Source organism: Bacillus tequilensis KCTC 13622, assembly GCF_000507145.1.
Taxonomy (GTDB): Bacteria; Bacillota; Bacilli; order Bacillales; family Bacillaceae; genus Bacillus; species Bacillus tequilensis.
In genome coordinates this window covers 21,161-46,620 of sequence record NZ_AYTO01000006.1, presented here as the reverse complement: position 1 = coordinate 46,620, position 25,460 = coordinate 21,161, and the positions used below count along the sequence as shown (strand labels likewise).

Sequence of the window (25,460 nt, the reverse complement as noted above, 5' to 3'; positions counted from 1 at the left end):
TTTGTCAATCACTTAGTACTTTTTTCCCCATAAAACCATGATACATCAGCTTCTTTCCAAAGTGTTTTGACTGAGGCTTTATCACCTAGCTGATCCATTGCGATTTGACGTCTGATCTGATCTTTCACCTCATCGTATGAAAATGTCCTTGCCTTTAGTTTTTCTTTCAGCTGAATGACGGCGTATCCGTTACTGACCTTTATCGGTTTGCCAGACCATTCATCCTCTTTGAGTGTTTTTGCTTCTTCAATGTATGCTGAAGGAATGTTGTCTGATGCTTCTGTAACAAAGCCTAAATCTCCGCCGTATGGCGATGTATACCTGTCTGTAGACCTTTCCGCCGCGACAGCTTCAAAGCTCGATCCGCCATTCAGTTCTTTTAGGACTTCTCTCGCTTCTTCTTCATCTTTTACCACAATGTGCCGAATTCGATACGAATCATCAAATTGATACAGCTCTTTATTTTTATTATAGAATGATTTCAATTCTTTGTTTGAGATATCAATATCCCTTGTTAACAATTCTTCAAGGAGGATATTATAACGAATTTGGTCTTTCCACTCTTTCTCAGTCGTATGTTCGTTTTCGTAAAAGGAATTGTTGACCGCTTTAATCAGCAAAAACTCACGATCAATTTCGCTCTTAGATACTTTTAGGTTGTTCTTTTGGGCCAGCTGTTCAACGACTCGGACGTTGATCATATCTTCAAGCGTTGACTTACCATATTGGTCTTCCATTTCTTTTAGCCATTCTTCTCTTGTTACGCTCTTGCCTCCGATAGTCGCAATAGACTCACCGGACGATGATGCGCCGGCTTGGGATTTTGTCAGTGTATATGCAACAGATATACAGCAAACAAGCAGCGCCCCTAAAATAATGGTCCAGATTGTTCTTGATTTCAAACCTGCTTTCAGCCCCTTTTCTTAAATTAAAAACCCGCTAAAGAGCTTAGCGGGTAGTTTGGTCACGAAGCCCTTCCAGCTCTTCTTTTGTAAATAAGTACTTTTCATTACAAAAATGGCATACTGCTTCGGCTTGTCCATCTTCTTCTATCATATCTTGAATTTCTTTTTTGCCTAGTCCTAAAATGGCTGTTTCGAAACGTTCTTTTGAACAAGGGCAATGGAATTTAACAGGCATCGTTTCCAAAATCTCAGGCTTCTCGCCTAGGACTTCTTCTAAAATTTCTTCTGGTTTCAGTCCTTTTTGGATGAGCTTGGAAATCGGCTCAACTTGGGATAGACGCTGCTCAATTTTTGTAATCGTTTCATCATCTGTTCCCGGCATAAGCTGAATAATAAAGCCGCCGGCCGCAAGAATGGAGTTGTCAGGGTTTACGAGCACACCGACGCCTACAGATGAAGGAACCTGCTCAGATGACACAAGATAGTAAGTGAAATCATCTCCCAATTCACCCGAAACGATTTCAACTTGTCCTGTGAAGAACTCGCGCAACCCTAAATCTTTTACGACACTTAACGTTCCGCTTGTTCCTACCGCACGTCTGACATCAAGCTTGCCTTGTTCATTTAAATCAAAATGAACTTGCGGGTTAGAGACGTATGCTCTGACTTCCCCTTTGGCATTGGCATCAGCCACAATTGCTCCGATTGGGCCTCCGCCCTCGACTTTCACGGTCAGCTTATCATCGCCCTTCAGCATAGCCCCAAGCATAAGTGAAGCTGTCATTGTACGGCCCAGTGCAGCGGATGCTGTCGGCCACGTACCATGGCGTCTCTGTCCCTCATTTACCATATCAGTTGTTCTTGCTGCATAAGCGCGAACTTTCCCGTCATATGCAAGTGCTTTTACTAAATAATCCATTACAAGACCTCCTATACACTACCTACGCGGTTTCGTTCATAAATCAATTCCAGCCCTTTTAGGGTTAAAAATGGATCTACGATATCTATGCAATCTGATTCGTTTGCAATGAGCGGCGCAAGACCTCCTGTCGCAATGACCTTTGGTTCCTGTTTTGCCTGCCACTTCATTCGCTTGACGATTCCTTCTACTTGACCGACATAGCCAAATAAAATTCCAGATTGCATCGCGCTCACAGTGTTCTTTCCGATAATATTGTCAGGCCGGGTGATTTCGATACGCGGAAGCTTTGCCGCACGCGAGTAAAGCGCCTCTGTCGAAATCGTAATCCCAGGAGCAATCGCCCCGCCCATGTATTGTTTGTTTTCATCAATATAGCAGTACGTTGTAGCAGTTCCGAAATCGACAACAATTAACGGATTGCCGTATAAGTGTATCGCAGCGACAGCATTTACGATTCTGTCTGCTCCCACTTCTTTCGGATTGTCATATTTTATATTTAAACCGGTTTTCATACCCGGACCGACAATTTGCGGTTCGATATGAAAGTATTTTGTGCACATTCTTTCTAAAGCAAACATGATTGGCGGCACTACTGATGAAATAATGATGCCATCTATTTGTTCAAACATGATTCCGGAGTGGTCAAATAAGGAGCGCAAAATCATCCCAAACTCATCTTCTGTTTTATGCCTGCTTGTTTCTATACGCCAGTGATATTCTAATTTTCCATCATGATATACACCAAGTACAGTATTGGTGTTCCCCACATCGATAACCAGTAACAACCTCTATCACCACTTTTGAATAGTTTCTCTACTTTACTTTTTACAAACATTCTACAATACCATACACGATCAGCGGCTCATTTGTAAACAAATCGATACCAGAATTGGATGATTGCAAAAGAGGCTGCCGAGGCATGATTGACATAAAAAAACTGCCGGCATCAGCCGGCAGTTTTCAGAGAAGACGTTACTCTTTTGTATCGTCTTTCTTATCTTCTGTTTTTGTCAGAATGTTTACTTTCACATCATCGTTCTTCTCATCGTCAGAGAAATTGCGCTCAGGCAATGTCCCGTGATCAATAAGGTGTTTGATCTGTTCAGCGTCAAGCGTTTCAACTTTCAGAAGCGTTTGGGCGATCAATTCAAGCTTGTCACGATTTTCAGTCAGGATTTGTTTCGCGCGCTCATAACATTCTTTAATGATACGCTGAATCTCCTGATCGATTTCGTAAGCGATTTGATCACTGTAGTTCTGTTCGTTGTTGAAATCACGGCCTAAGAATACCTGACCGCCTTGAGACTGTCCAAATTGCAACGGTCCCAGTTTTTCCGACATACCGAATTCTGTAACCATTCGTCTTGCAATATTCGTCGCACGCTGGAAGTCATTGTGCGCTCCAGTGCTGACTTCACCGAAGATAATTTCTTCAGCGACACGTCCGCCCAAGAGGCCGACAATTTTATCAAGCAGCTCTGGCTTTGTCTGGAAGTAACGGTCTTCTCTCGGCAGCATAACAGCATAACCGCCAGCCTGGCCGCGAGGAACAATCGTTACTTTATGCACCATATCAGCCTCATCTAAAACGAGTCCGATCACGGTGTGTCCGCCTTCGTGATAAGCCACGATATTGCGTTCTTTCTTGGAGATGACGCGGCTCTTCTTAGCAGGTCCGGCAATAACACGGTCCGTTGCTTCGTCAATATCACGCGCATCGATTTTTTTCTTGTTTTGACGAGCGGCCACGAGAGCAGCTTCGTTCAATAGATTTTCTAAGTCCGCGCCTGAGAATCCTGGTGTTCTCATGGCAATTGATTTCAAGTTAACCGTTTCATCCAGCGGTTTATTTCTCGCATGGACTTTCAATACAGCTTCACGGCCAATGACATCTGGGCGGTCCACTGTGATTTGACGGTCAAAACGTCCCGGACGAAGTAAGGCAGGGTCCAAGATGTCCGCACGGTTCGTCGCAGCAATGATGATAATTCCTTCATTAGCGCTGAATCCGTCCATTTCAACAAGCAATTGGTTAAGCGTCTGTTCACGTTCATCGTGTCCGCCGCCGAGACCTGCTCCACGCTGGCGTCCAACTGCGTCAATTTCATCGATAAAGATCAAACAAGGCGCATTCTTTTTCGCATTTTCAAACAGGTCACGCACACGGGAAGCACCGACACCTACAAACATTTCAACGAAATCAGATCCGCTGATGCTGAAGAAAGGCACCCCGGCTTCACCCGCACAAGCTTTTGCCAGCAATGTTTTACCGGTACCCGGAGGTCCGACTAAAAGCACGCCTTTAGGTATTCTTGCGCCAAGCTCAGCAAACTTGCGGGGATCTTTCAGAAACTCAACAACTTCAACAAGCTCTTGCTTTTCTTCGTCAGCCCCTGCAACGTCCTTAAATTTGACGCGTTTCTTTTCCTCTGTATACAGCTTCGCCTTGCTCTTACCAAAGTTCATGACACGGCTGCCGCCGCCTTGAGCCTGATTGAGCAGGAAGAAAAACAGAATAAAGATAATGACAAATGGAATGATGGTCGTCAGGAATGTCACCCATCCGCTTGTTTCTTGAGCGGGCTCAACCTTTACATCTGTCTTTTTCAAAGCATTAAATATCTGGTCTGCTCCCTTTCCTTCAGGAACATGAGTCAAAAAGTATCGATCTTTGTCGTAGTTTTTCAGCTGTCCTTTTACCTCATAAACACCTCTGACAGGCTGAACCGATACGCTATCAACTTTCCCGTCATCCAGGTTATTGATGAACGTACTGTACGACATATTTTCTGTTTTCGGATTTGAGGTCTGGAAGTAGCTCACAACCCCGATTACTACTAATAAAATAAGTAAATAAAAAATGGTATTACGGAAGACCCGATTCATTCCTTACCTCCTCCCACAGTAAGCACAACTATGTTCAATAGTACCATAGAAAATCATTCCAATACAAACAATAACCATCTCGGAAGCAGGCTGCCGATCAGCTTTCATAAACTGCCGGTTTTAACACTCCGATATAAGGCAGATTGCGATAGCGCTCAGCATAATCAAGTCCGTAACCCACAACAAACGCGTCAGGCACTTCAAAGCCTACAAAATCTGCTTTGATGTCCGCTTTTCTTCCGCTCGGTTTATCCAAAAGGGTAACAATCTTAATTGATTTTGCTTTACGGTATCGGAAGAGCTCTACTAGATAACTTAAGGTTAACCCACTGTCGATGATATCTTCAATAATTAAGATGTCCCGGCCCTCTACAGATGTATCCAAATCTTTGATGATTTTTACTTCTCCAGATGAAACCGTAGAATTTCCGTAGCTTGATACATCCATGAAATCCATTTCCAAATATGTATCAATATGCTTGATAAGATCCGCCATAAAAGGAAGTGCTCCTTTTAACACACCGATTGCCAACGGAAATGTATCTTGATACTCGCTCGTTAATTCTGCGCCTAACTCTTTTACTTTCTCCTGTATCTCTTCCTCTGAGATCAGTACTTTCTCGATATCATGTTTCATCATGATTTTGCTTGCCCCCTACACTTTTCATGCTGTCTATATTGTAATACAATGCGGTCGCTGTTTGGAATCACAAGATCTTCAAAAATTGATTTTTTCAAGCCCGGTATCCAGATAATTTCACCGCTTGCATCCGTCACAATCGGCCAGTTGTCTCTTTCTCGGAGCGGCACTTTCTTATCAATAAATATATCCTTTACCTTTTTCGAGCCGTTCATCCCTTTTAGTTTGATCCGGTCTCCAGTTTTTCTCGTCCGGATCGTTAAGGGAAATCGCACCTTTTTTTCACTTGTAATAAAAACAGCATTCCCATGTTCTTCAGGCGAATCCGCATAATGCTTTGCCTCTATCAAAAATCCATTGGGGAGCACTGCCATTTCATCAGCAGCTCCGCTTATCTGGTATTCAAAGGGAACATTTTTGCACTGCCATTGTTCAAATGTAAACAAACATGTCTGATATGATTTGACCACCTTCAGCCCTTGTGGGAAGTCCAATACTCCTGAAGGACCGCCCTTTTCCGCCCAATCAAGAAACTGCTGTATATGATGAGCTGAAAAGGATGATGGACCGTTTTCATAAAGATAGTTTAATATTAGTTGAACTCCTCTTCTTTGTAAAGGCATCGGGAGGGCAAGCAATAGAGAGGAATTGATTTCAACTGATGTATTAGACTTGCTTGTGATTACTTTATTCATTTCATCTTTCGTTAATGACTGTAAGAATTGCTCATCTTCCGTCAGTGCCTCACTGACTTTCTGAAACCTTTTATGCACATCCGGCGACTCCTGTTTTAAAAACGGGAGCACTGTTTTTCTGAATCTGTTTCTTGTGTAGTCGTCTTTGGCGTTGCTTTCATCCGTCCGGTAGCTCAATCCGTTTTTATGGCAATAATGAAGGATCTCTTCCTTTGTAATGGTTAAGAATGGCCTGATGATCCGCCCGGCCCCAAAACGTCTGACCGGCTGCATACCCGCAAGTCCCGCTCCAAGCGTGCCCTTAGCCAGCCGCATAAGCATCGTTTCAACTTGGTCGTCACCATGATGCGCGAGCGCCAGATAGTCCGCTTGATGCTTCGTCATGATTTCCTCAAAAAATTGATAACGGCAATCACGTGCTGCAGCCTGCTTGTTGAGGCCTTTTTCCTGTGCATAAGCGGTTACATTGATTTGAACCGTTTCGCACGAGAGCTGTTCAGCCTTACAATAAGCTTGGACAAAACGCATGTCTTCCTCAGATTCCAGGCCTCTGAACTGATGGTCGACGTGAGCCGCAATAATGTTCGCTGAACAGCCGTATAATGTATGCAGCGCGTGAAGAAGAGCCATTGAGTCCGGACCGCCGGAAACGCCTACAATAATTGTCGCCCCTTTTAACGTAAGATTGTGTTTATTAAAAAAATCTTCGACACTTTTCACAATGTCCTCCTCACAATGAGCAGGTTTTTTAAAGATATTCATATCCTATCACTTTCAATCCTTCCAAGCAAAGAAGAAGCATAGGCTTTGCAGTTCGCGCCATTCAGATTAGGAAAAAGATAATGTAGGCGAAATATAGCGCTAAAACACTGATTACGATAAGTGTTGTTTCAAATAACCCTCCCGACTTAGCCGGCTTCTGTTTAGGTGTGTATCGCGTCTTTGTTACTTTTCCTTGGCGCGGTTTTTGCTGCCTTTGTCTCGCGGCCGGCCGCGGTGCTGTTTTTACAGCTTGTTTTCTCTGTGCTGCCTTTTGTCCCGCGTCAAGCATCCCTTTTTTCATTTCGTCTGCGGATTGATAATCTCCGTTCAGAGCTGAAAAAAGCACTTTTTTATACTTTTGCAGTAGCGGGTGCCCTTCGATCAGAGAATTAAGCTGTTCCTTAGGCTGGTTTGTTTTCTTGAATTCTTTTTTATACACACTGTTGATCATAATCATGGCAACCGCGAACAGATCATAGGATGGCTCTGCTTTTCTTGTTCCATACCCCCAATAACCTCTGTCGTAAAACTCCGTATACTCTTTTATCGCCCGGCCTTCCTTTGTCGTGCCGCCTACATCAATACAGCGAATTCTTGCGGGCGGGCCCGTGACGATCAGATTATCAGGTTTTAGATCTCCGAATATCCATCCTTGCTGGTGAAGCGCCGACAGGCTGGATAACAGCTGAATCATCAATACCGGTATCCATTCCGCTCCTTTATCATTGACATACTTTAAAAGCAGCGGCCCTTTTATGTATTCCATTGCATAAAATGAAACTTTCGTATTGGCACTGGGGATATAAGCATCATCCGTATCAAAAAAAGAAGGCCCCATCGTAACGGACTGGGCCTTTGAGAAAGATTTCAAGACATTCACTTCAGAAGTAATAGACAGGCTGTCATCACTCACCTTTAAGGCAACATGTCCATCTGATGCTTCTGCCAAATAAACAATTCCATTAGCCCCTTTTCCAAGCTGTTTACGCAATGTATAAGTGTTTCCGTTCCACTTTCCTTTAATTGCCACACCCGGTTTAAGGCTACATGCCAAACTCGTCAAAGCGTCGTTCATCATCTGCCAGCATGCTCCTTCTTGAGCGGATTTTTTCAAACTGCATTGCAGCTTCACGTATCGCCGGACCTGTCGGTGTGATGCCGCCTGTCGAAAGCTTTGCAAAGAGTGTGGAAAGAGATTGCAGCTTCGGTGTCCAGTTCAGCACAAGCTCGACCTCTTGTTTTTTCCCGGGAAATATACACATGGCAAATTCGTTATTCCCGATTCGGGAATTGAGGCTGACAGACAAATCAATCAGCGCCTCCTTTACTGTAGGAAGCTTAGGCGCCATACTTGCGCTTGTATCCACAAGAACCAAAACCTGAAGATGCACCGTTTCTCCAAGCTCGTCTACCACTTCCATGACTTCGCCGCGTTTTTCTGGAGAAAGCTCTTCCATTTCCACATTCTTTCCGAGAATTTGTTTCAGCTCCTGATTGACTACACCTTGTAAGGTTTGCGTCATCGCTTTTTTTGTTACCATTTGTACGGTTTGTGAAAGCTGAGAAGCATAAACGACTTGATGCACGCCGCCTCCGGCAAGTGCAATCCCTTCGACTTCCTTCATCGCCTCAGGGTCAATTTGATTTTCTTCCATTATCCCTATGACATTTACCGTAATCCCCTGCTCTTTAGCAAAAGCAGCCATTGCAAGAGGGTCTTCCCCGTGGTTCGAGCAGCCATCCGTTATCAGCAAAATTTGATTCAAATGTCCGTTATTCACATTCATTCCTCCTGGAGAATACGAGGATTCTCAGATTCATATATTTCCATCTTCGCCAGAAGAAATTTGATTTATACGGAAGTGCTATGAAATTTCTTGTTTGTTTTGAAAGATGGCAGGGACAGGGATGGATGCCCACTTCGGCGTATTATGATCAATCCGGACGACAACAACTGTCATATCATCCTCAATTTGACCGGATCTCGTACGGATGACTTCTTCCATGAGCAAATCGGCAATCTCCTGCGGGTCATTTGTTTTCAGCCCCTTCATTTTGCGCTTCATCCATAAATCATGATTTTCTACATGCTTAGGCCCCTCAAAAATGCCATCACTCATCATAATTAAGAGGTCACCCGCTTTCAGCTGCTCACTCACAACCTCCACATCGAATTCATTAATAATGCCGATTGGCAGATTACTCGCTTGAACTTTCATGACCTGATCGCCCCGTTTGATAAAGCTTGGCGTCGATCCGACCTTCAAAAACTTACAGCTGGCATCTTGAAGATCGATAATAGACAGGTCAAGCGTAGAATATATCTCATCAGTTGTCCTCAGGGACAGTATACTGTTGATGGTTTTAATTGCTATTTTTTCATCAATGCCGGATTCAAGTATTTTTTCAAGGAGCTTGATCGTTTCATTGCTTTCGAAGTGCGCTCTTGCGCCGTTGCCCATTCCGTCACTAATTGCCGCAGCATACTTTCTGGCCCCAAGCTCCATCATGCTGTAGCTGTCGCCGGAGACAAGGCCGCCTCCCTTTGCGGCGTGGGCAGCACCTGTAGATACCTTGTATGATTTCGTTGATCCAAAGGCGACATGGCTGTATCCATTTGGATGCGGAGAGTGCTGTTCGGCTTTCACAAGAATTTGCTCCTCCAGAATGTCAGAAAGCATAGGGGCAATGATTTTCTCACTTTCTCCATGTCCGCTGAACGGAATGGTCATTTCGATATCGATATTTCCTTGTTCAAGGCTATAGATCTCCACATGCTGAATCTCGATTCCAAAATGCTGAAGCGCCTCTATAATCTGCTCTTCCTGAAGAAAGTGCTGTTCGCGCTCTCTTTTTATTTCCCGAGAAAAGTCTGCCATGACCTCAGAAACACCTAAAAGCTGTTCAGCAACAAGCCGCCTGCTGTCCTGCACCTTTTTCTTGAGCGTTAGATGGGCATGATGATGTGCAAGTTCATCCTCAATCAGCTCTTCAACCTGCCTTGATTTCGAGCAATGCTGATGAAATTCTTTTTTCAGCCTTCGGTTTGATGCATATTCTTTTTCTTCTGTTTCAAGCATAACTTGTTTCATTAAGTCATATGTTTTATCAAAGTTCTGTACCCAGCACTTGTTTTTCTTGTAGCATGTCTGACAGGAATGCTCCGTGATTTTGCTTAAAAACAGATCAACTTCGCTGTCATCTGTCTGTTCGTCTGATGCTTGGTAAAAGGTCGCGAAGCTTTCAGACAGCGCGTGAAAAACATTGGAGAACTGATCTACCTTTTGAGCGGTGACATCTCTGATTTTCCTTGCATATTGCTGCTGCTCTTGAAGATGCTCGACGGTTCCCGGAATATATCTCGCCACCTTCCTTGTAATCGATTGAGGTGTAAGTAAAAACAGGCCGACTGCAATTAATGACTCATAGAGCGTTGTCATCAGGCCGGCAGAGCCTTCACCATATAAAGAAATAAGAAGCGATCCGACGATCAGCCCAATTGCCGCGCCCGCTTTTTTCCCTTCCTTCAGCAAACCGCCTAATAGACCTGAAAAAGCGAGCAGACTCATTTGATAGAGGTTTCCGATATTTGCCAGACCGAGAATCAGACCGGTCACAACACCAACCGTACAGCCAATGCTTGCTCCGCCAATAAAGGAAAAACTCAAGACCACATAACGCGCCAATATGTGTTCTGCCTGCATCCCTTGGTAGGACAAGCCGGCAAGCCCCGTCAAAACGGAAGCAATAAGGATCATAAAGCAAATGATTTCTTCTATTTTTAATGATTGTTTTACTTTTTTTACTGTGAAAACCGGAAGACTCTGAAGAAAAATCAGCGTTAAAATAAAGGATAATCCAGCCTCAACGACAGCCATCACATAATCATAGGTTGTGAACGTGCCATTTTGAGCGTAAACAAACCCAGCTCTTGCTACAGCCATGGAGAAGAACACGACAATCGGGAGTGCTTTCACGCGATCGTCGGTGATGAAAGCAGCCACTTTAGAAAATACGAAGAAGGCCAGCAATGCTCCTAGTATGAGCAAAGAGTGCTTCGGGGAAATGGTCAGCGCACCTGCAAGCACAGCCAGCACCGCATAAAGCGCCTTGTCTCTTCTAATGAGCAGCATCGCTCCAAAGAAAGGAAGTGCGAAAGGAAGCACCTCGGATAATATGAACGCTCGTCCAAGCAAAAATCCGATGACAACATAAATAAATCCTTTATAGAAAAACAGTGAATGCAAATGATGAGTCACCAGCTTCGTGCCCCTGTCCAAAAACGATTGGAGTTTTTCCAAAGCTTGTCCCGTCATTGGCCCGTTCACTCTTCTTTCTGCTTTTTCCATTCCTCTCATCCCCCACCTGTTATATTCGTTGCCTGTCATTATAGCGAAAACACAGATAGGATTTTGTCAAAAGAAGGTAACAATACCAGAGAAATCTTCGACGGTTTCTGCCTTGATATTCGTTTATCAAAAGAATTTCCGGAATGTTGTCTAAAAATGAAAAAACTCGGTTTCTGCAAGAGAAACCGAGTTTTTCAGGATGACCCGTACGGGATTCGAACCCGTGTTACCGCCGTGAAAGGGCGGTGTCTTAACCGCTTGACCAACGGGCCAAACAAATATGATAGCGGCGGAGGGGATCGAACCCCCGACCTCACGGGTATGAACCGTACGCTCTAGCCAGCTGAGCTACACCGCCATATTTTCTGGTGCTTCTAAGCACAAGTTATATAATACAAAGGTTTGTTCCTTTCGTCAACAGAAACTTTAATGTTATAATTTTCAGACTCTTATAGCGGGTGGGGATAATAAAAAAAAGCATCCGTCGGGATGAACGGATGCTTCATTTATTTATAGAAAGCAGCAAGGTTATCCTCTTCTTGCTCCGCGCCCTCCACGTTTTGATTCCGTATTGCGTTTTAAAGATGACAAGCGGTCTTCGCTGTCTTTTAAAAACTTATTCATTTTCTGTTCAAAAGATTCTTTCGGACGGAAATCATTTCTAGGTCTGGCTTGCGGACGGTCTTTAGCTTTTTTAATAGATAAACCAATTTTCCCGTCTTTTTCAACGTTGATGACTTTCACTTCAACTTGGTCGCCGACTTTTAAGTGATCGTTAATGTCTTTGACATAGTTATCAGCTACCTCACTGATGTGAACGAGACCGGTTGAGCCTCCAGGCAATTCAACAAATGCTCCAAAATTTGTAATACCTGTTATTTTCCCTTGCAACTTGCTGCCAACTTCAATCGACATAAAAAAAGTGCTCCTCCTTAGGCTTATAAAAAGATCGTTTGCTTAATTATACCTAAATAAAAATTTAAGTGTCAACAAGGCTACTTGCTCTTCTTCTCCACATTGAAGATAATTTCTCCATCTCCAGACATGAATAAGTCCCTTCTGGCAAGCTCTGTGACGTAATCCTCATCGTTCAATTTGGATATTTCTTCTTTTAAATCTGTTTGCTTTGTCTTTAAACTCTTCAGTTCCTTTTCAAGCTGTTCTTTCTTTTCTTCTTTTGCGCTAAGGGAAGATGTTTGGGACCATACGGAGCTTGCCAGCACGATTGCCGTCAGGAATACTAGGGCGCCGAAGACCGTTAACCGTCTGTACAGTCCTTTTCGTCTTCTTTTCTTCAGCTGATTTTGCCGCTCTACTTGTTCTTTATATTCGTTTTGTATTTCAGTTATCGTTCGTTCTCTGGAAAAATTCAAACCAGACGGTCCTCCTTTCATCTCTTCAAAAAACGTGTAATAGTCGTTCTTATGGTTACCAATAGTTTCTTCTTCTTTTTAAGAAATCCTGCACCTTTTTCAAAATAACGTCTGAAAGTTAGACGCAGTTTTACAGGAAGAAGTTTCAAACATTGTTTTGCGATAAAACGGATCGGAAAACACAGAATCATGGTTATTTTATATAGACACAACAAGAGAAAAACGATCAGGCTGTATGCTTTCTTTAACAAAAACGCCGCCAGCCAGAGGATCGCTCCGCATGTCCACACAATTGGACGAAAGAACACGTGCTGAATGAGCCTTTTGAAGAATTGATAAACAGAAACAACAAGGTAAATGACGAATTTCAGTATTTTTATATAGATTCGTTTGCAAAGACTCTGATACGTCGCAACGCCGAGCAGAACCGCTAAAAAGATGTACAGCCTGAATTCTCCCTCATTTACATGAAGCAAGACATAAAAGAATAGCAGCCCTTGCAAAATCCAGAAAAGAATATCATGAATAAATAATAGCCATCTGGCTGTTTTGGCACGAATGACAAAGAGCCGGTATGTATCAAGCGATGCGCCAAGCCAGAGACCCATACCGGACATCGCCAGCATTGTATAGAATTGTGTCGTCAGCGTCATTTAAACAACTTGCTAAAAAACCCTTTAGCTTTATCCCCTTGTTGTTCGTCTAAGTACACTAGATCAAATACCCTGCCTTTAATAGAAACAATCCCTTTTTCCACATCCAAATTTTTCATCTGCAGGTTTTGCCCTCTGACTGAGAGCATTCCCATCACCGTTTCCAGCAGGAATTCTTCATTATCAAAGCTCTCCACCTGCTTAACCCCAGAAATATCTAAATGCTTCCGGCCTTTCATTGTCACATCATGCTGCTCCGGAACAGACGAAGAACCTTTTTGCTCATAATATGAATTCATCTATTCAGCCCCCATATCCTCGATACTTTTAGCATTATTACTGCATTGTATGAGGCGGGGGATTTTTTTAGAACAAGCCTATTCGCCGAGTTTTTCTTCCTTTAGGATCGTATACATGTTTGCAGCTTCTTCTTTTTTCGTCGTGTCTTTCAACTCATTGACTTGAACCGTCACAAGCTTTTGGCCGAAGCGGACCGTTAGTTCGTCTCCCGGTTTTACATCAGAGCTTGCTTTAGCCTGGTTTCCGTTAATAGAGATTCGCCCTTGGTCAGCTACTTCCTTTGCTAGTGTACGTCGTTTAATCAGCCGTGATACTTTCAAAAATTTATCTAATCTCATAGTTATGATCTCCTCTCAGTTTCTTTTGCTTCATTCCACAGTTTGTCCATGTCCTCAAGAGACATATCAGCCAGCTCGATTCCCTTTTCCCTCGCTGTTTCCTCAATGTAAGAGAACCGTCTCTGGAATTTGTCATTGGTCATGGCCAGCGCTTCCTCCGGTTCTATTTTGTAGAAGCGGGCTACATTTACGAGTGCGAATAAAATGTCGCCAAACTCAGCCTTGAGATTGTATTCATGAGGATCTTCAGAAACCTCAGAAGAAAATTCCTTCATTTCCTCGCTTACCTTTTCCCAAATGTCGCTGACGTCTTCCCAGTCAAAACCCGTCTTCGCTGCTTTTTTCTGCAGTTTAGCAGCTTTTGAAAGGGCTGGAAGGGTTTTCGGCACGCTGTCTAATAAGGATGCTTCGGTTGTGTTTTTTTCAGCCTTTTTGATGTCTTCCCAATTTGCCAAAACATCGTTTTCATCCTGAACCTTAACATCTTTAAACACATGGGGATGTCTTCGGACCATTTTTTCACTGATTCCTTTTATGACATCATCAATTGTGAAATAACCTTCATCTTCACCGATTTGCGCATGAAGTAAGACCTGAAGCAAAACATCGCCAAGCTCTTCGATCATATGGTCTGTGTCTTCTTCGTCAATTGCTTCGAGAAGTTCATAACATTCTTCAATCATGTATTGTTTTAATGACTGATGCGTCTGCTTTTTATCCCACGGACATCCATTAGGGCCGCGAAGCTCTCTGATGATGCTTCTGAACGCTGAAAATTCGTGGTAAAGCAGCTTCTCTTCTTTAATCGGCGGAATATACACACTTGTTAAGTTATCTAGGGTGACATTGCGGTCCAGCTCAAATAAAGGCACTGCCTGGATCACCTCGTCACGGCTTCCTGCCGCAGTCACGATCACAACCTCGTAATCGTCAGGCAGCTTTTCCATCAAAGTCAGCTTGACTTCAGAAGCGGTCATTTGGTCGTAAACCTGACAAATGATCAGGTGATGTCTGAGTTCAAGCTCATCCGCAGACAGCGTACCGGCATCCACAAATTGAAAGCCTTCAATCGGGTCGATTTGCAAGGCATTAAATGTGGCATCAAGAAAACTTTGTCCTCCCGCGACTTTCACTTGAACGTTTTTCTCTTTCTGACGCTCCGTCAGCAGCTGTACGGTTTTTTCCGCGACAAACGGGTGTCCCGGCACAGCATAAACCACGTCCTCACGTTGCGCCTCCTCAAATAGGATATCAGCGATTTCTTCATATACGGCATCGAACTGGTCGTGTTTCTCATAAATATCGTCAAAGAAACGGATGTTCTTCGTTTCCTTTTCAAGCTCCTGAATTAAGGGATGATCCTTGGTTCTGACATACAGCGTATCTGCCTTCGTCAGCAGCTTGTGTATACCAATTGTCAATTGGTCCATGTCACCGGCGCCAAGTCCGACGACTGTAATATTACCCGCCATCTCGTCCTCTCCTTCTTATGATTTTGCTCAGCCTATTGCCAAAAGGCACACTGTTCAGCTCTTCATCTGTAAATATTCCCAACTTCATCATACAATAAATAAACACCGCGCCACCAATGGCGACAGCAGAAATACTTTCAATCACAGCCGACCCTCTTCCTGCTGCTGGAAACAAAAAAGTCCAGAGACGCCTATACGCAAGTAAGACAGCCGACATGAATAGGGCAGATCCAACTACGCGAATCAAAACGCCTCTCAGCTTATTGAGCCATTCCTTCTTCCGAAGCTGATACAAGTTAAGACCGGCGACAGCCGCAAAGGAAGCCGCTGTTGCCAGCGATGCGCCTTCAATCCCGTAGCGCGGTACTAAAAGAGTGTTTAGCACCCATTTCACCGCAACGCCCGCTCCCACCGCTACCGCAGGGAAAACGGTGTGTCCCGCACCCTGCAAAACTGCAGCTGACGTGACTGCCAGAGACGCAAACAATATGGAGCAGCTGAATACTTGTAATGCAGCTGTCCCTTCACCATTTTGAAACAGCATGATATTCACCGGCTCAAGAATGCAAATCAACCCAGCTGACGCGCCTGCCCCCAGTACAAAACACAGTTTTAAAGAAGACGTGGCTTTTTCTTTTATGATCCTCAGCTCATTGTTCTTTACGGCTTTAGAAATATACGGAACGAGTGACGTCGCAATGCTCACCGCGAAAACCGAACCAAGCTGCAGCAAGGGCTGCCCCCGATCATAAATCCCCTTTAGGCGTTTCGCTTCTTCACTTGCCTCACCACCCGAAAGCAAAGCGTATAAATTCAATGCATCAACAAGCTGGATAAACAAAAGCAGCAAACTGCTTACACAAATGGTAACCGAATATAAAAGCAGTTTTTTTGCCAATTCTTTTGTTGTTATCACATTTTCATTTTTCCAATCTGTTTGGTTGTCTCTTTTTGCTTTGAACCAAAAAACTGCGAGTATGAGTAACGCTACGCAGCTACCGGCAAGAGACCCGGATGCGGCTGCCGCTCCCGCGGTGTAAAGCGAAGCTCCCTTTTTGACGAGCCAAAATGATAAGCTCAAGAGCACCGCAACCCGCAGAAACTGCTCTGTCATCTGCGATAAGGCAGACGGGAGCATATCCTGCCTTCCTTGAAAACCGCCTCTCAGCAATGCGACCAACGGGAACAGCAAAAAGGCATACGCGGTCACTTGAATTAACACGGCGAGGTGTGAATCTCCCATAAAAAAGGCGATTGGAACAGCTCCAAAATATAAACAAAGAAATAACAAAACACCGATTAAAGACAAAAACACCGCTGCTATTTTTAATATGGTGTGATGGCTTTTTTCGCTATAATCATTCATCAGCTTTGATATAATGACCGGAAATCCTGATGTTGACAGCATAACCGCAATACCAAGAAACGGGTATACCTGCTGATATATATAAAATCCAACATCGCCGACAATGTTTTGAAACGGGACTCTGTAAACGGCGCTTAATATTTTTGAGATGACGCCTGCCAAAATTAAAACAAAAGCCCCCTGCCAAATCCAATGCCGTTTAACGCCTATTGAATCATTCATCCAAAAGCTCCTTCCCAACGTCAGGGGCAATACGGTTTACGTATTACCGAGGCACACATAAAAACGAGGTTATTATACCACAACCAACCCTTGGAATCCTTTTTGGGCCTGCATAAAAAAGAACAGCGTCCCCAGGGAGAGCTGTTCTTTTCATACCTATTTTCGATAAAAGGAATAAGACCTACTGTTCCATTTGACGAGCTAAAAATCCAGCAGCTGTCTCAACGGCTTTATGTTCTACTTCGCCCATTGTCTGATCCTTAGAAAAAATCACCACGGCGCCTATCGGATCGCCATTTGCTACAATCGGGCCAATAGTGTAAGAATTCATATCCTCATCTATGCCATTCAAAAGCTGTACTGATTTTGCATCACTATCAAGCACGGAACTGCGCTGATCCATAGTTCTTTCGAGCATTTCGCTGATCGATTTGTTTAAGTAGTCTTTTTTTGAGCTGCCAGACACGGCGATATATACGTCACGGTCACAAATAAGGACTGAATGTCCTAGACTGTCGTAAAGCGCGTCTGCATACTCCTTTGCAAAGTCTCCAAGCTCACTGATCGGAGAGTACTTTTTCAAAATCACTTCCCCGTCGCGATCTACAAAAATCTCAAGCGGATCGCCTTCCCTGATTCTCAGAGTTCTGCGAATTTCTTTTGGAATCACGACCCGTCCTAAGTCATCAATACGACGTACGATACCGGTTGCTTTCATCTCTGGTGCCTCTCTTTCATTTGATGGTATATACATGTGGGAAAGACCTAAAGCAGTTACTTTATGTACCTTCCGCCTCGCTTGAAATTAGTATCCGTCACATCAAATGTAATATACACCAGAGAGTAACAAAATTTACGTAGATGAAATGGTTTGCTTTTTCACATCTGTAAGGCCCTTCAGCATGCCCAGCACGGTTTCGAGCCATTCATCGGCACTGCGGCCTTTCGTCTGTATGGAGATTTTGAGTTTTTTTCCTTCCATTCCCAGTCCGATTTGTCTGCCGTATTTATTGCCGAGCTCAAATAGCTTCTGGCCGTCAATTTCAGCACTTGCGTCTTCAGAAATCGTCAATCTGACAGCATCTTTATCCTGCTTAACCAGCTCCACACGCTCTTGTTTCGCATAAACCTTCATTTCCGCAACAGTAAACAAGTATTCAACTTCTTTTGGATAATTGCCAAACCGGTCAATCATTTCGTCTTGAAGCTCATTCTTCTCTTCAATGGTAGCCACAGACCTGAAGCGTTTATACATATCAATTTTTTGTTTGCCGTCTTGGATATAGGTTTCCGGAATATACGCATCAAGCTCGACATCAATTTCTGTTTCAAATTGCTCCGGCTTCGCTGTGTCCCCTTTACGTTCTTCAATGGCCTCTTTCAGCATCTGTGAATAAAGGTCAAATCCGACTGAATCGATGAAGCCATGCTGCTGGGCGCCAAGAAGATTCCCGGCTCCGCGGATCGTTAAGTCACGCATGGCGATTTTAAAGCCGGAACCAAGTTCTGTGAACTCTTTAATGGCCTGCAGCCTTTTTTCAGCGACTTCAGTCAGCACCTTATCCCGACGGTACGTGAAATATGCATACGCCACACGGTTAGAACGGCCGACACGCCCCCGCAGCTGGTAAAGCTGGGAAAGACCCATTTTATCGGCGTCAAATACGATCAGCGTATTGACGTTCGGAATATCAACACCCGTTTCGATAATGGTTGTACTGACGAGAACGTCTGATTCTCCTTCAAGGAAACTTAGCATAACGGTCTCTAATTCATTTTCTGTCATTTTCCCATGCGCATACGCTACCTTCGCATCAGGGACAAGCATTGAGATCTCATCCGCTTTCCGCTCGATATCCTCTACCCGGTTGTACAAGAAATAGACCTGTCCTCCGCGTGCAAGCTCACGTTCAATCGCCTCTCTGACAAGAGCGCCGTTGTATTCCACAACATACGTCTGTACGGGGAAGCGGTTTTCCGGCGGAGTCTCAATCACTGAAAGATCCCTTACGCCAAGCATAGACATATGTAGCGTACGAGGAATCGGTGTCGCCGTTAATGTTAATACATCAACATTGGCTTTGATCTGCTTGATCTTTTCTTTGTGGGTTACACCGAAACGCTGCTCTTCATCAATGATAAGGAGCCCTAAGTCTTTATAAACGACATCTTTTGACAGTAGCCGGTGCGTCCCGATAACGATATCTACAGTACCATTTTTCAATCCTTTGATCGTTTCGTTCGCTTCTTTTCTCGTTCTGAACCTGCTGAGAAGGCCAATATTAATCGGATAGTCTTGAAAGCGCTCAGTAATGGTTTCATAGTGCTGCTGTGCCAAAATGGTTGTCGGGACGAGCAGTGCTACCTGCTTTCCGTCACCAATCGCCTTAAACGCAGCGCGTATGGCAACCTCTGTTTTCCCATAGCCTACATCTCCGCACAGCAAGCGGTCCATCGGACGTTCTCTTTCCATGTCCTGTTTGATCTCATGAATGGAACGAAGCTGGTCCTCAGTCTCTTGATAAGGGAACGCTGACTCAAATTCACGCTGCATCTCATGATCCGGAGAAAACGCATAGCCTTTGCTTGCTTCTCTTTCGGCATACAGCTTAATTAAGTCATCGGCAATATCCTGAACAGAGGTCTCTACTTTCTTCTTGACCCGCTTCCATTCGCTTCCGCCTAATTTGTACAGCTTAGGCTCTTTTCCTTCGGAGCCGACATATTTTTGCACCTGATCAATTTGTTCTACAGGAACGTAAAGCTTGTCGCTTCCCTGATAATGGATATTTAAATAGTCTTTATGAATTCCATTGATTTCAAGGGTCTCAATTCCTAAATACTTTCCGATCCCGTGATTAATATGAACGACATAATCACCGATTTGAAGCTCGGAATAGCTTTTAATACGCTCCGCATTGGTCAGCTTCTGTTTTCGCGGCTTCTTTTTCACACGGTTTTTGAACAGTTCTTCTTCCGTAATAACGACAAGCTTCATTAACGGCAGCTCAAATCCCGACTGAAGCTCGCCTTCCATGATATAGACCTGTCCCTGAACAAGTGCCTTTTTGCTGTCTGTCATGGCGGCTTCGATTTCATAATCAGTCAGAACAGAAGATAATCTCTGTGTACGTTCTTTGTTTGCCCCTAAAAATACAACGGTGAAATTTGACTTTTTAAAGCGTTCCATTTCACCCGCAAGCACGTTCATTTGGCCATGGAAACTTTGCATTTGTCTGCTCGACACATTGACGATATTTTGCGGACTCGTATGGTGTACATGCCGTAAAAATAAAGAATAGTACAGCAGAGGGCGTTTTTGCCCAGCCACTATTTTCTGGAAGCTGAATGACAAACTGATGTCATGCAAAATCTTCCCTTCCTCAAGAAGATTAGTGATAAATTCCGCTTCTTCTTTTTGAAGCTGTTCTTCCATCTCATGAATCCGGCTGACTTCATCCAAAATCAGAAGCGTATTCTCAGGTGTATAATCTAGTAAACTAGCAGGCTGTTCATAGAAATAAGAGAGATACTTCACCAGCTCCTGATCTGTCTGTCCTTCAGACAAGCGTTCTTTATCATGAGAAATATTGGCGTGAAGAATTTCTTTTTGCTTGTCAGCCTTTAATTTTTTCAGGCTTTCGGCAAGGCCTTTATCGATCTTCTCCATCGCACGCGCTTTTTCTTCAGGTCTGACAATCAATTCCTTCGCGGGACCGATATTGATTGAGGTCAGGGTTTCGATTGACCGTTGATCATCTGAATTAAAGCTGCGGATTGAATCCACTTCAGTGTCAAACAGTTCCATTCTCACCGGATGCTCTGAAGTAAGCGGATAAATATCAATGATTCCTCCGCGAATGCTGAATTCTCCGGGTGCGGAAACCATATCAGACCGCTCATATCCTACCTCAACCAAACGTGATGCAAGCTGATCAGGTTCGATATCATGACCCACTTGAATGAGCATTTGGCTGTTTCTCCACACCTCTACAGGCGGGAGCATTCTTCTGATTGCAGCTACAGGAGCCACGACGATTGGCGCTTCTCCATTCGTTAATCTATTAATGACATCTAATCGCTGCGCCCGCAATTCAGGGCTTGCGACTGCGATTTCTGATGAAATGAGTTCATTGACGGGGTACAAAAGGACAGACCGATCCTCTAGAAGTGAAGTCAGATCATCCGTTACTTTTTGGGCTTGATATAAGTTATGGGTGATTAGAAAGATTGGCTTATTCGTTTCATTAGCCAGAGCGGAAGTAAAAACAGAACGCGCGGAACCCGACAGACCCGCAAGCAGTTGTTCCTTCAGCCCCTCGTGTAAACCGTTGATGATGGATTTAAAGTCATCGCTCTCTTTTATAAAGGTTTGAATGTTGTCCATATAGCCCCTCCTCTCTGTTTCCTGTGAGAACAGAAAAACGCTTTGGTCTAGTGTCTACACCAAAGCTTTTTATTGAATAAATGTGTGATGTTCGTGATAATGCGGATTTCGGTCAAGCGCCTCTTGGCAATCTTCACATATTGTCAAAACATGGACATCTCCATTTTCTTTATAAGAAATCATATCGTTTCTTTCGTCGTTTGTTAAGTGCTGAAATCCAAGTGAGTCAGTCGAAACCATGGAAGATTCGAGACTGCCTACTTTCACTCCGCAATGACGACAATAATAGTGCAAAGCCATACAAGGGACCTCCTGATGAAAAAGTCATTTTGGTGTAGTATGGACTTTGATGATTCATTTTATACCTTTGCGTTAAATTCGTTCATGACTTCTAAAAACGGTTTGCTCACAGCAGCTTCACAAGCCTTAACAGATTTATCAATCGCTCCATCAATCTCAGGTGCCTCCTCCTTAGTGAAGGAACCTAACACATAATCAACGACCTTCATGCCATTTATAGGCCGGCCGATCCCAATGCGGATGCGGTCAAATTCGGATGTTCCAAGATGCTGGATCAATGACTTAATGCCATTGTGCCCTCCAGCACTTCCTTTCGTTCTTAAACGGATTTTTCCAGTCGGAAGATCAAGGTCATCGTAAATGACTGTCAAATCTTCATTATCGACATCATAGTAGTCCATTAAAGGCCGCAAACATTCTCCTGATAAATTCATATATGTAAGCGGTTTAACAAGTAGAACCTTTTTGCCGGAAACAAATCCGGTTCCATATAATCCGTTGAATTTATTTTGATTCAGCTCTATATTCCATTCCTTCGCAAGCTGATCTATCACCATAAATCCGACATTATGCCGTGTGTTTTCATAGTTCTTCCCCGGGTTTCCGAGACCGGCAATTACAAGCATGGCGAATCCTCCCTTAGTCACATAACCCCCGTCTGTGTATGCGGGCTATAATTCTTCTCATTCTAGCACAAAAGACGTAACCTCGGGAGGGTTACGCCTTAAGCTATTATTGTTCTTTGTTTTCACCTTCAGGCTGGGCATCGGCAGATTCCTCTTCATCTATCTCAGCTGCTTCCTGCTGCTGCGGAGGAAGGATAGAAGCCACGACCTCATCTGATTCATGGTTAAAGGAGTAGTCACCGCCAACAGGCAAATCTGCAATCGTCAGCACTTCATTTACGTCGAGCTTTGAAATGTCTGCCTCAATCGTTTGCGGAATGGCTTTTGGCTTAGCCTTTACGGTTAGTTCATACAGCGGCTGCTGCAGCACGCCTCCGTTTTTCACTCCAATGGCCTCACCGGTCAAATGAATCGGCACTTCTACCTCAATGTCTTCACTCATATTAACCACTTGAAAGTCAGCATGAGTGATTTCATTTTTCAGCGGGTCCGTTTGCAGGTCAGTTACCATGACAGAATGCTGTTTTCCGCCGACCTCAAGCGTGAGGACTGTATTTTTCCCTTCGTCTCTCAGCGTTTTGATCAGCTCCACACTGTCTAATGATACAGGTTTGTTTTCCGTGTCTTTCCCATATATGATACCTGGAACATGTCCTGAAGTACGGATATTCCGAAGAGACGAACGAGTAAAGTCCGTTCTTTCTTTTGCCGTTAAAGTTGCCATATTCAGCACCATCCTATTATCGTTTTATTGTCCTATTACAAACAATACCCAAAACGATAAGGATTTAAACCTCAAATATCGGTTTAGCTGAATAGATAGCTGACGGATTGCTGCTCATGAACGCGAATAATCGCTTCAGCCAGAAGCGGTCCGACTGAAAGCTGCTTGAACCGTTCGATTTTCTTTTCTTCAGGAAGCTTGATGCTGTTTGTCACAACAAGCTCTTTGATTGTTGAATTGTTAATCCGTTCAACAGCAGGACCTGAAAGCACAGGGTGTGTGCAGCATGCATATACTTCTTTCGCTCCGTTTTCAACGAGCGCATTAGCAGCAAGTGTAATGGTGCCTGCAGTATCGATAATGTCATCGATAAGGATAGCGGTCTTCCCTTCGATATTACCTACAATATTCATGACTTCCGCCACGTTTGGACGCGGACGGCGTTTGTCGATAATCGCAATCGGCGCTTTTAATCGGTCAGCCAGTTTGCGGGCGCGCGTCACACCGCCGTGGTCTGGTGAAACAATGACGATATCTTCAAGATTTTTGCCTTCAAAATATTCTCCTAAAATCGGAACACCCATTAAGTGGTCAATCGGTATATCAAAGAATCCTTGAATTTGCGGCGCATGCAGGTCAAGTGCAATCACGCGAGTCGCACCGGCTGTTTCAAGCAGGTTAGCGAAGAGTTTTGCTGTAATTGGCTCACGGGATCTTGCTTTTCTGTCTTGACGCGCATAACCGTAGTAAGGAATCACAATGTTAATCGTTTTTGCAGAAGCGCGTTTTAACGCATCTACCATAATCAATAATTCCATAATATGCTCGTTAACGGGGTCACTTGTAGACTGGATGATATAACAGTCACATCCGCGAATACTTTCTTCGATATTAATTTGGACTTCTCCGTCACTGAATCTTTTGACAGAACATTTTCCTAATTGAACTCCAACTATATCTGCGATTTCTTTTGCAAGCTCTGGATTCGAATTCAAAGAAAAAATCTTTAAATTCTTATCTCCGTATTGATTAGACATGGATAAACCTCCGAATTTAGGATTAATTTTTATGAATATTTTTTACATAATCGTCTTTGTTAACTTGTCTCGCTCTGGCAATAGCAAGCGCTTTTCCAGGCACATCTTCCGTAACAGTTGAACCTGCCGCCACATAAGCGCCTTCTCCGACTGTGACAGGGGCAACCAAGTTCGAGTTGCAGCCGATAAACGCGCCATCTTCAATTCTCGTCAAATATTTATTCTTTCCATCATAATTGACAGTTATTGAACCGCAGCCCAGGTTTACATCTGTGCCTACCTCAGCGTCACCGACATAGCTTAAATGAGAAGCCTTGCTTCGGTCTCCGAATTGGGTCTTTTTGATTTCAACAAAATTCCCGATCTTCACTTCATTCCCGATGACAGAATCAGGTCTGATGTGAGCAAAAGGTCCTATGTTAACATCATTCCCCACTTTACTGTGATTGACTACCGATTGCTTAATAACTGTACGGCTGCCAATTGAACTGTTCATAATCTCCGTATGAGGGCCGATAATCGTATCTTCTCCGATTTGCACCTCACCTTTCATCACAGTTCCAGGATAAATCACAGTATCGCTTCCGATGACAGCGTCAGGAGAAATATACGTGTTCATCGGGTCAATCAGCGTTACGCCATTTTGCATATGCCGTTTATTAATACGCTCTTTCATAAATTGTTCTGCCTGAGAAAGAGCAACTCTATCATTAACTCCGAGCGTTTCTTGGAAATTACCAGTCTGGTAAGCGGCAACAGTTTCGCCTTCGTTTTTAAGAATCTCTATGACATCCGGCAAATAATACTCGCCTTGAGCATTATCATTGGACACCTGATCAATGGCCCGGAACAGCGCTTCATTATCAAAACAATACGTGCCGGTATTGATCTCAGTCACAAGACGTTCTTCTTCAGACGCGTCCTTATGCTCAACGATTTTTTGAACCGCTCCGTTTTCGCCGCGAATAATACGGCCATATCCGGTTGGATCTTCTGCAACTGCAGTTAAAATCGTAGCTTTCGCTTCTCTTTGTGTATGTTCTTTCAGCATCTGTTCCATTGTCTCTGCTGTTAAAAGCGGCGTATCTCCGCAAATGACAATCGTGACGCCTTTTTTGTCAGCAAGAAATGGCTGTGCCTGTTTTACAGCATGAGCAGTGCCAAGCTGTTCTGCTTGAAGCGCGTACTCGCTTTTATCACCAAGCTGCTTTTTCACTTCTTCCGCACCATGTCCGACAATCGTGACAAGCTTTGATAAAGATAACTTTAAGGCTTCGTCCACGACGTGCTCTACCATAGGCTTCCCGCAAACTGGATGAAGGACTTTATAAAGCTTTGATTTCATTCTCGTTCCTTGTCCAGCTGCTAAAACAACTGCAAACCGCTTATCCATTTATTGGCCTCCAATATCCCTTTTATCCATAGAAAAATATATCCTAAATATCTTCTGATTTCAAGGAGACTTCATGAAGTGCAAGAATTTTCTATTGAGCACAATTAAGT

General features: G+C 43.8%; 23 protein-coding genes and 2 tRNA genes. All 25 read right to left on the bottom strand.

The genetic code is table 11. From position 1 onward, the window contains the following. Positions 1 to 8: 8 nt before the first annotated feature. The 25 genes from V756_RS0101475 to glmU all read right to left on the bottom strand — a co-directional run bounded on the left by V756_RS0101475 (position 9) and on the right by glmU (position 25,350). The gene (locus V756_RS0101475; protein WP_024713083.1) at positions 9 to 902 is read right to left on the bottom strand and encodes a peptidyl-prolyl cis-trans isomerase; all 894 of its coding nucleotides are present in this window, start codon (positions 900 to 902) and stop codon (positions 9 to 11) included. Between the two features lie 46 nt (positions 903 to 948). Beyond that, positions 949 to 1,824 carry a redox-regulated molecular chaperone HslO gene (gene hslO / locus V756_RS0101470; protein ID WP_024713082.1) on the bottom strand — a complete coding sequence of 292 codons (876 nt, stop codon included), beginning with the start codon at positions 1,822 to 1,824 and terminating at the stop codon, positions 949 to 951. An 11-nt stretch (positions 1,825 to 1,835) separates the two neighbouring features. Then, complete coding sequence (locus tag V756_RS0101465; protein ID WP_024713081.1) at positions 1,836 to 2,612, bottom strand: type III pantothenate kinase; 777 nt, start codon at positions 2,610 to 2,612, stop codon at positions 1,836 to 1,838. A 187-nt stretch (positions 2,613 to 2,799) separates the two neighbouring features. Further along, complete coding sequence (gene ftsH / locus V756_RS0101460; RefSeq protein WP_024713080.1) at positions 2,800 to 4,713, bottom strand: ATP-dependent zinc metalloprotease FtsH; 1,914 nt, start codon at positions 4,711 to 4,713, stop codon at positions 2,800 to 2,802. A gap of 97 nt (positions 4,714 to 4,810) precedes the next feature. Continuing rightward, positions 4,811 to 5,353 carry a hypoxanthine phosphoribosyltransferase gene (gene hpt / locus V756_RS0101455; RefSeq protein ID WP_019713025.1) on the bottom strand — a complete coding sequence of 181 codons (543 nt, stop codon included), beginning with the start codon at positions 5,351 to 5,353 and terminating at the stop codon, positions 4,811 to 4,813. Continuing rightward, positions 5,350 to 6,768 (bottom strand): tRNA lysidine(34) synthetase TilS, encoded by a 1,419-nt coding sequence (tilS, locus tag V756_RS0101450; protein WP_024713079.1) that lies wholly within the window; start codon positions 6,766 to 6,768, stop codon positions 5,350 to 5,352. The genes hpt and tilS overlap by 4 nt, the downstream gene beginning before the upstream one ends. A 103-nt stretch (positions 6,769 to 6,871) precedes the next feature. Next, the gene (gene prkT / locus V756_RS0101445; RefSeq protein ID WP_024713078.1) at positions 6,872 to 7,888 is read right to left on the bottom strand and encodes a serine/threonine protein kinase PrkT; all 1,017 of its coding nucleotides are present in this window, start codon (positions 7,886 to 7,888) and stop codon (positions 6,872 to 6,874) included. Beyond that, entirely contained in the window at positions 7,854 to 8,591 is a 738-nt protein-coding gene (locus V756_RS0101440; RefSeq protein ID WP_024713077.1) for a vWA domain-containing protein, read from the bottom strand. Before V756_RS0101440 ends, prkT begins: the two co-directional genes overlap by 35 nt. An 84-nt stretch (positions 8,592 to 8,675) precedes the next feature. Next, positions 8,676 to 11,159 carry a stage II sporulation protein E gene (gene spoIIE / locus V756_RS0101435; protein ID WP_024713076.1) on the bottom strand — a complete coding sequence of 828 codons (2,484 nt, stop codon included), beginning with the start codon at positions 11,157 to 11,159 and terminating at the stop codon, positions 8,676 to 8,678. Between the two features lie 200 nt (positions 11,160 to 11,359). Further along, positions 11,360 to 11,431: transfer RNA gene (locus tag V756_RS0101430), tRNA-Glu, on the bottom strand. 12 nt (positions 11,432 to 11,443) lie between these two features. Further along, a tRNA-Met gene (locus V756_RS0101425) sits at positions 11,444 to 11,517 on the bottom strand. A gap of 170 nt (positions 11,518 to 11,687) precedes the next feature. Then, positions 11,688 to 12,074 carry a S1 domain-containing RNA-binding protein gene (locus V756_RS0101420; protein WP_003218379.1) on the bottom strand — a complete coding sequence of 129 codons (387 nt, stop codon included), beginning with the start codon at positions 12,072 to 12,074 and terminating at the stop codon, positions 11,688 to 11,690. 80 nt (positions 12,075 to 12,154) lie between these two features. Continuing rightward, a complete protein-coding gene (divIC, locus tag V756_RS0101415) occupies positions 12,155 to 12,532 on the bottom strand; it encodes a cell division protein DivIC (protein ID WP_024713075.1) in 378 nt (125 codons plus the stop codon). A 17-nt stretch (positions 12,533 to 12,549) separates the two neighbouring features. Next, positions 12,550 to 13,185 carry a spore cortex biosynthesis protein YabQ gene (gene yabQ, locus V756_RS0101410; RefSeq protein ID WP_024713074.1) on the bottom strand — a complete coding sequence of 212 codons (636 nt, stop codon included), beginning with the start codon at positions 13,183 to 13,185 and terminating at the stop codon, positions 12,550 to 12,552. Beyond that, positions 13,182 to 13,484, bottom strand: coding sequence for a sporulation protein YabP (gene yabP / locus V756_RS0101405; protein WP_003242114.1), 303 nt, complete (start codon positions 13,482 to 13,484; stop codon positions 13,182 to 13,184). The genes yabQ and yabP overlap by 4 nt, the downstream gene beginning before the upstream one ends. A 78-nt stretch (positions 13,485 to 13,562) precedes the next feature. Further along, positions 13,563 to 13,823 carry an RNA-binding S4 domain-containing protein gene (locus V756_RS0101400; RefSeq protein ID WP_003226716.1) on the bottom strand — a complete coding sequence of 87 codons (261 nt, stop codon included), beginning with the start codon at positions 13,821 to 13,823 and terminating at the stop codon, positions 13,563 to 13,565. A gap of 2 nt (positions 13,824 to 13,825) precedes the next feature. Further along, the gene (gene yabN / locus V756_RS0101395; protein ID WP_024713073.1) at positions 13,826 to 15,295 is read right to left on the bottom strand and encodes a bifunctional methyltransferase/pyrophosphohydrolase YabN; all 1,470 of its coding nucleotides are present in this window, start codon (positions 15,293 to 15,295) and stop codon (positions 13,826 to 13,828) included. Next, positions 15,285 to 16,883 (bottom strand): putative polysaccharide biosynthesis protein, encoded by a 1,599-nt coding sequence (locus V756_RS0101390; protein ID WP_024713072.1) that lies wholly within the window; start codon positions 16,881 to 16,883, stop codon positions 15,285 to 15,287. Before V756_RS0101390 ends, yabN begins: the two co-directional genes overlap by 11 nt. Before the next feature lie 181 nt (positions 16,884 to 17,064). Continuing rightward, on the bottom strand, positions 17,065 to 17,601 hold the full coding sequence (spoVT, locus tag V756_RS0101385) for a stage V sporulation protein T (RefSeq protein ID WP_024713071.1): 537 nt from the start codon (positions 17,599 to 17,601) through the stop codon (positions 17,065 to 17,067). Between the two features lie 135 nt (positions 17,602 to 17,736). Continuing rightward, positions 17,737 to 21,270 (bottom strand): transcription-repair coupling factor, encoded by a 3,534-nt coding sequence (gene mfd, locus V756_RS0101380; RefSeq protein WP_024713070.1) that lies wholly within the window; start codon positions 21,268 to 21,270, stop codon positions 17,737 to 17,739. Between the two features lie 69 nt (positions 21,271 to 21,339). After that, entirely contained in the window at positions 21,340 to 21,570 is a 231-nt protein-coding gene (gene fin, locus V756_RS0101375; RefSeq protein WP_024713069.1) for an anti-sigma-F factor Fin, read from the bottom strand. 59 nt (positions 21,571 to 21,629) lie between these two features. Continuing rightward, positions 21,630 to 22,196 carry an aminoacyl-tRNA hydrolase gene (pth, locus tag V756_RS0101370; protein WP_024713068.1) on the bottom strand — a complete coding sequence of 189 codons (567 nt, stop codon included), beginning with the start codon at positions 22,194 to 22,196 and terminating at the stop codon, positions 21,630 to 21,632. Positions 22,197 to 22,302: 106 nt separating this feature from the next. Next, complete coding sequence (locus V756_RS0101365; protein ID WP_024713067.1) at positions 22,303 to 22,920, bottom strand: 50S ribosomal protein L25/general stress protein Ctc; 618 nt, start codon at positions 22,918 to 22,920, stop codon at positions 22,303 to 22,305. Positions 22,921 to 23,003: 83 nt separating this feature from the next. After that, positions 23,004 to 23,957, bottom strand: a complete 954-nt coding sequence (locus tag V756_RS0101360; protein ID WP_024713066.1) for a ribose-phosphate diphosphokinase — start codon at positions 23,955 to 23,957, stop codon at positions 23,004 to 23,006. Positions 23,958 to 23,979: 22 nt separating this feature from the next. Beyond that, positions 23,980 to 25,350, bottom strand: a complete 1,371-nt coding sequence (glmU, locus tag V756_RS0101355) for a bifunctional UDP-N-acetylglucosamine diphosphorylase/glucosamine-1-phosphate N-acetyltransferase GlmU (protein ID WP_024713065.1) — start codon at positions 25,348 to 25,350, stop codon at positions 23,980 to 23,982. Positions 25,351 to 25,460 lie beyond the last annotated feature (110 nt).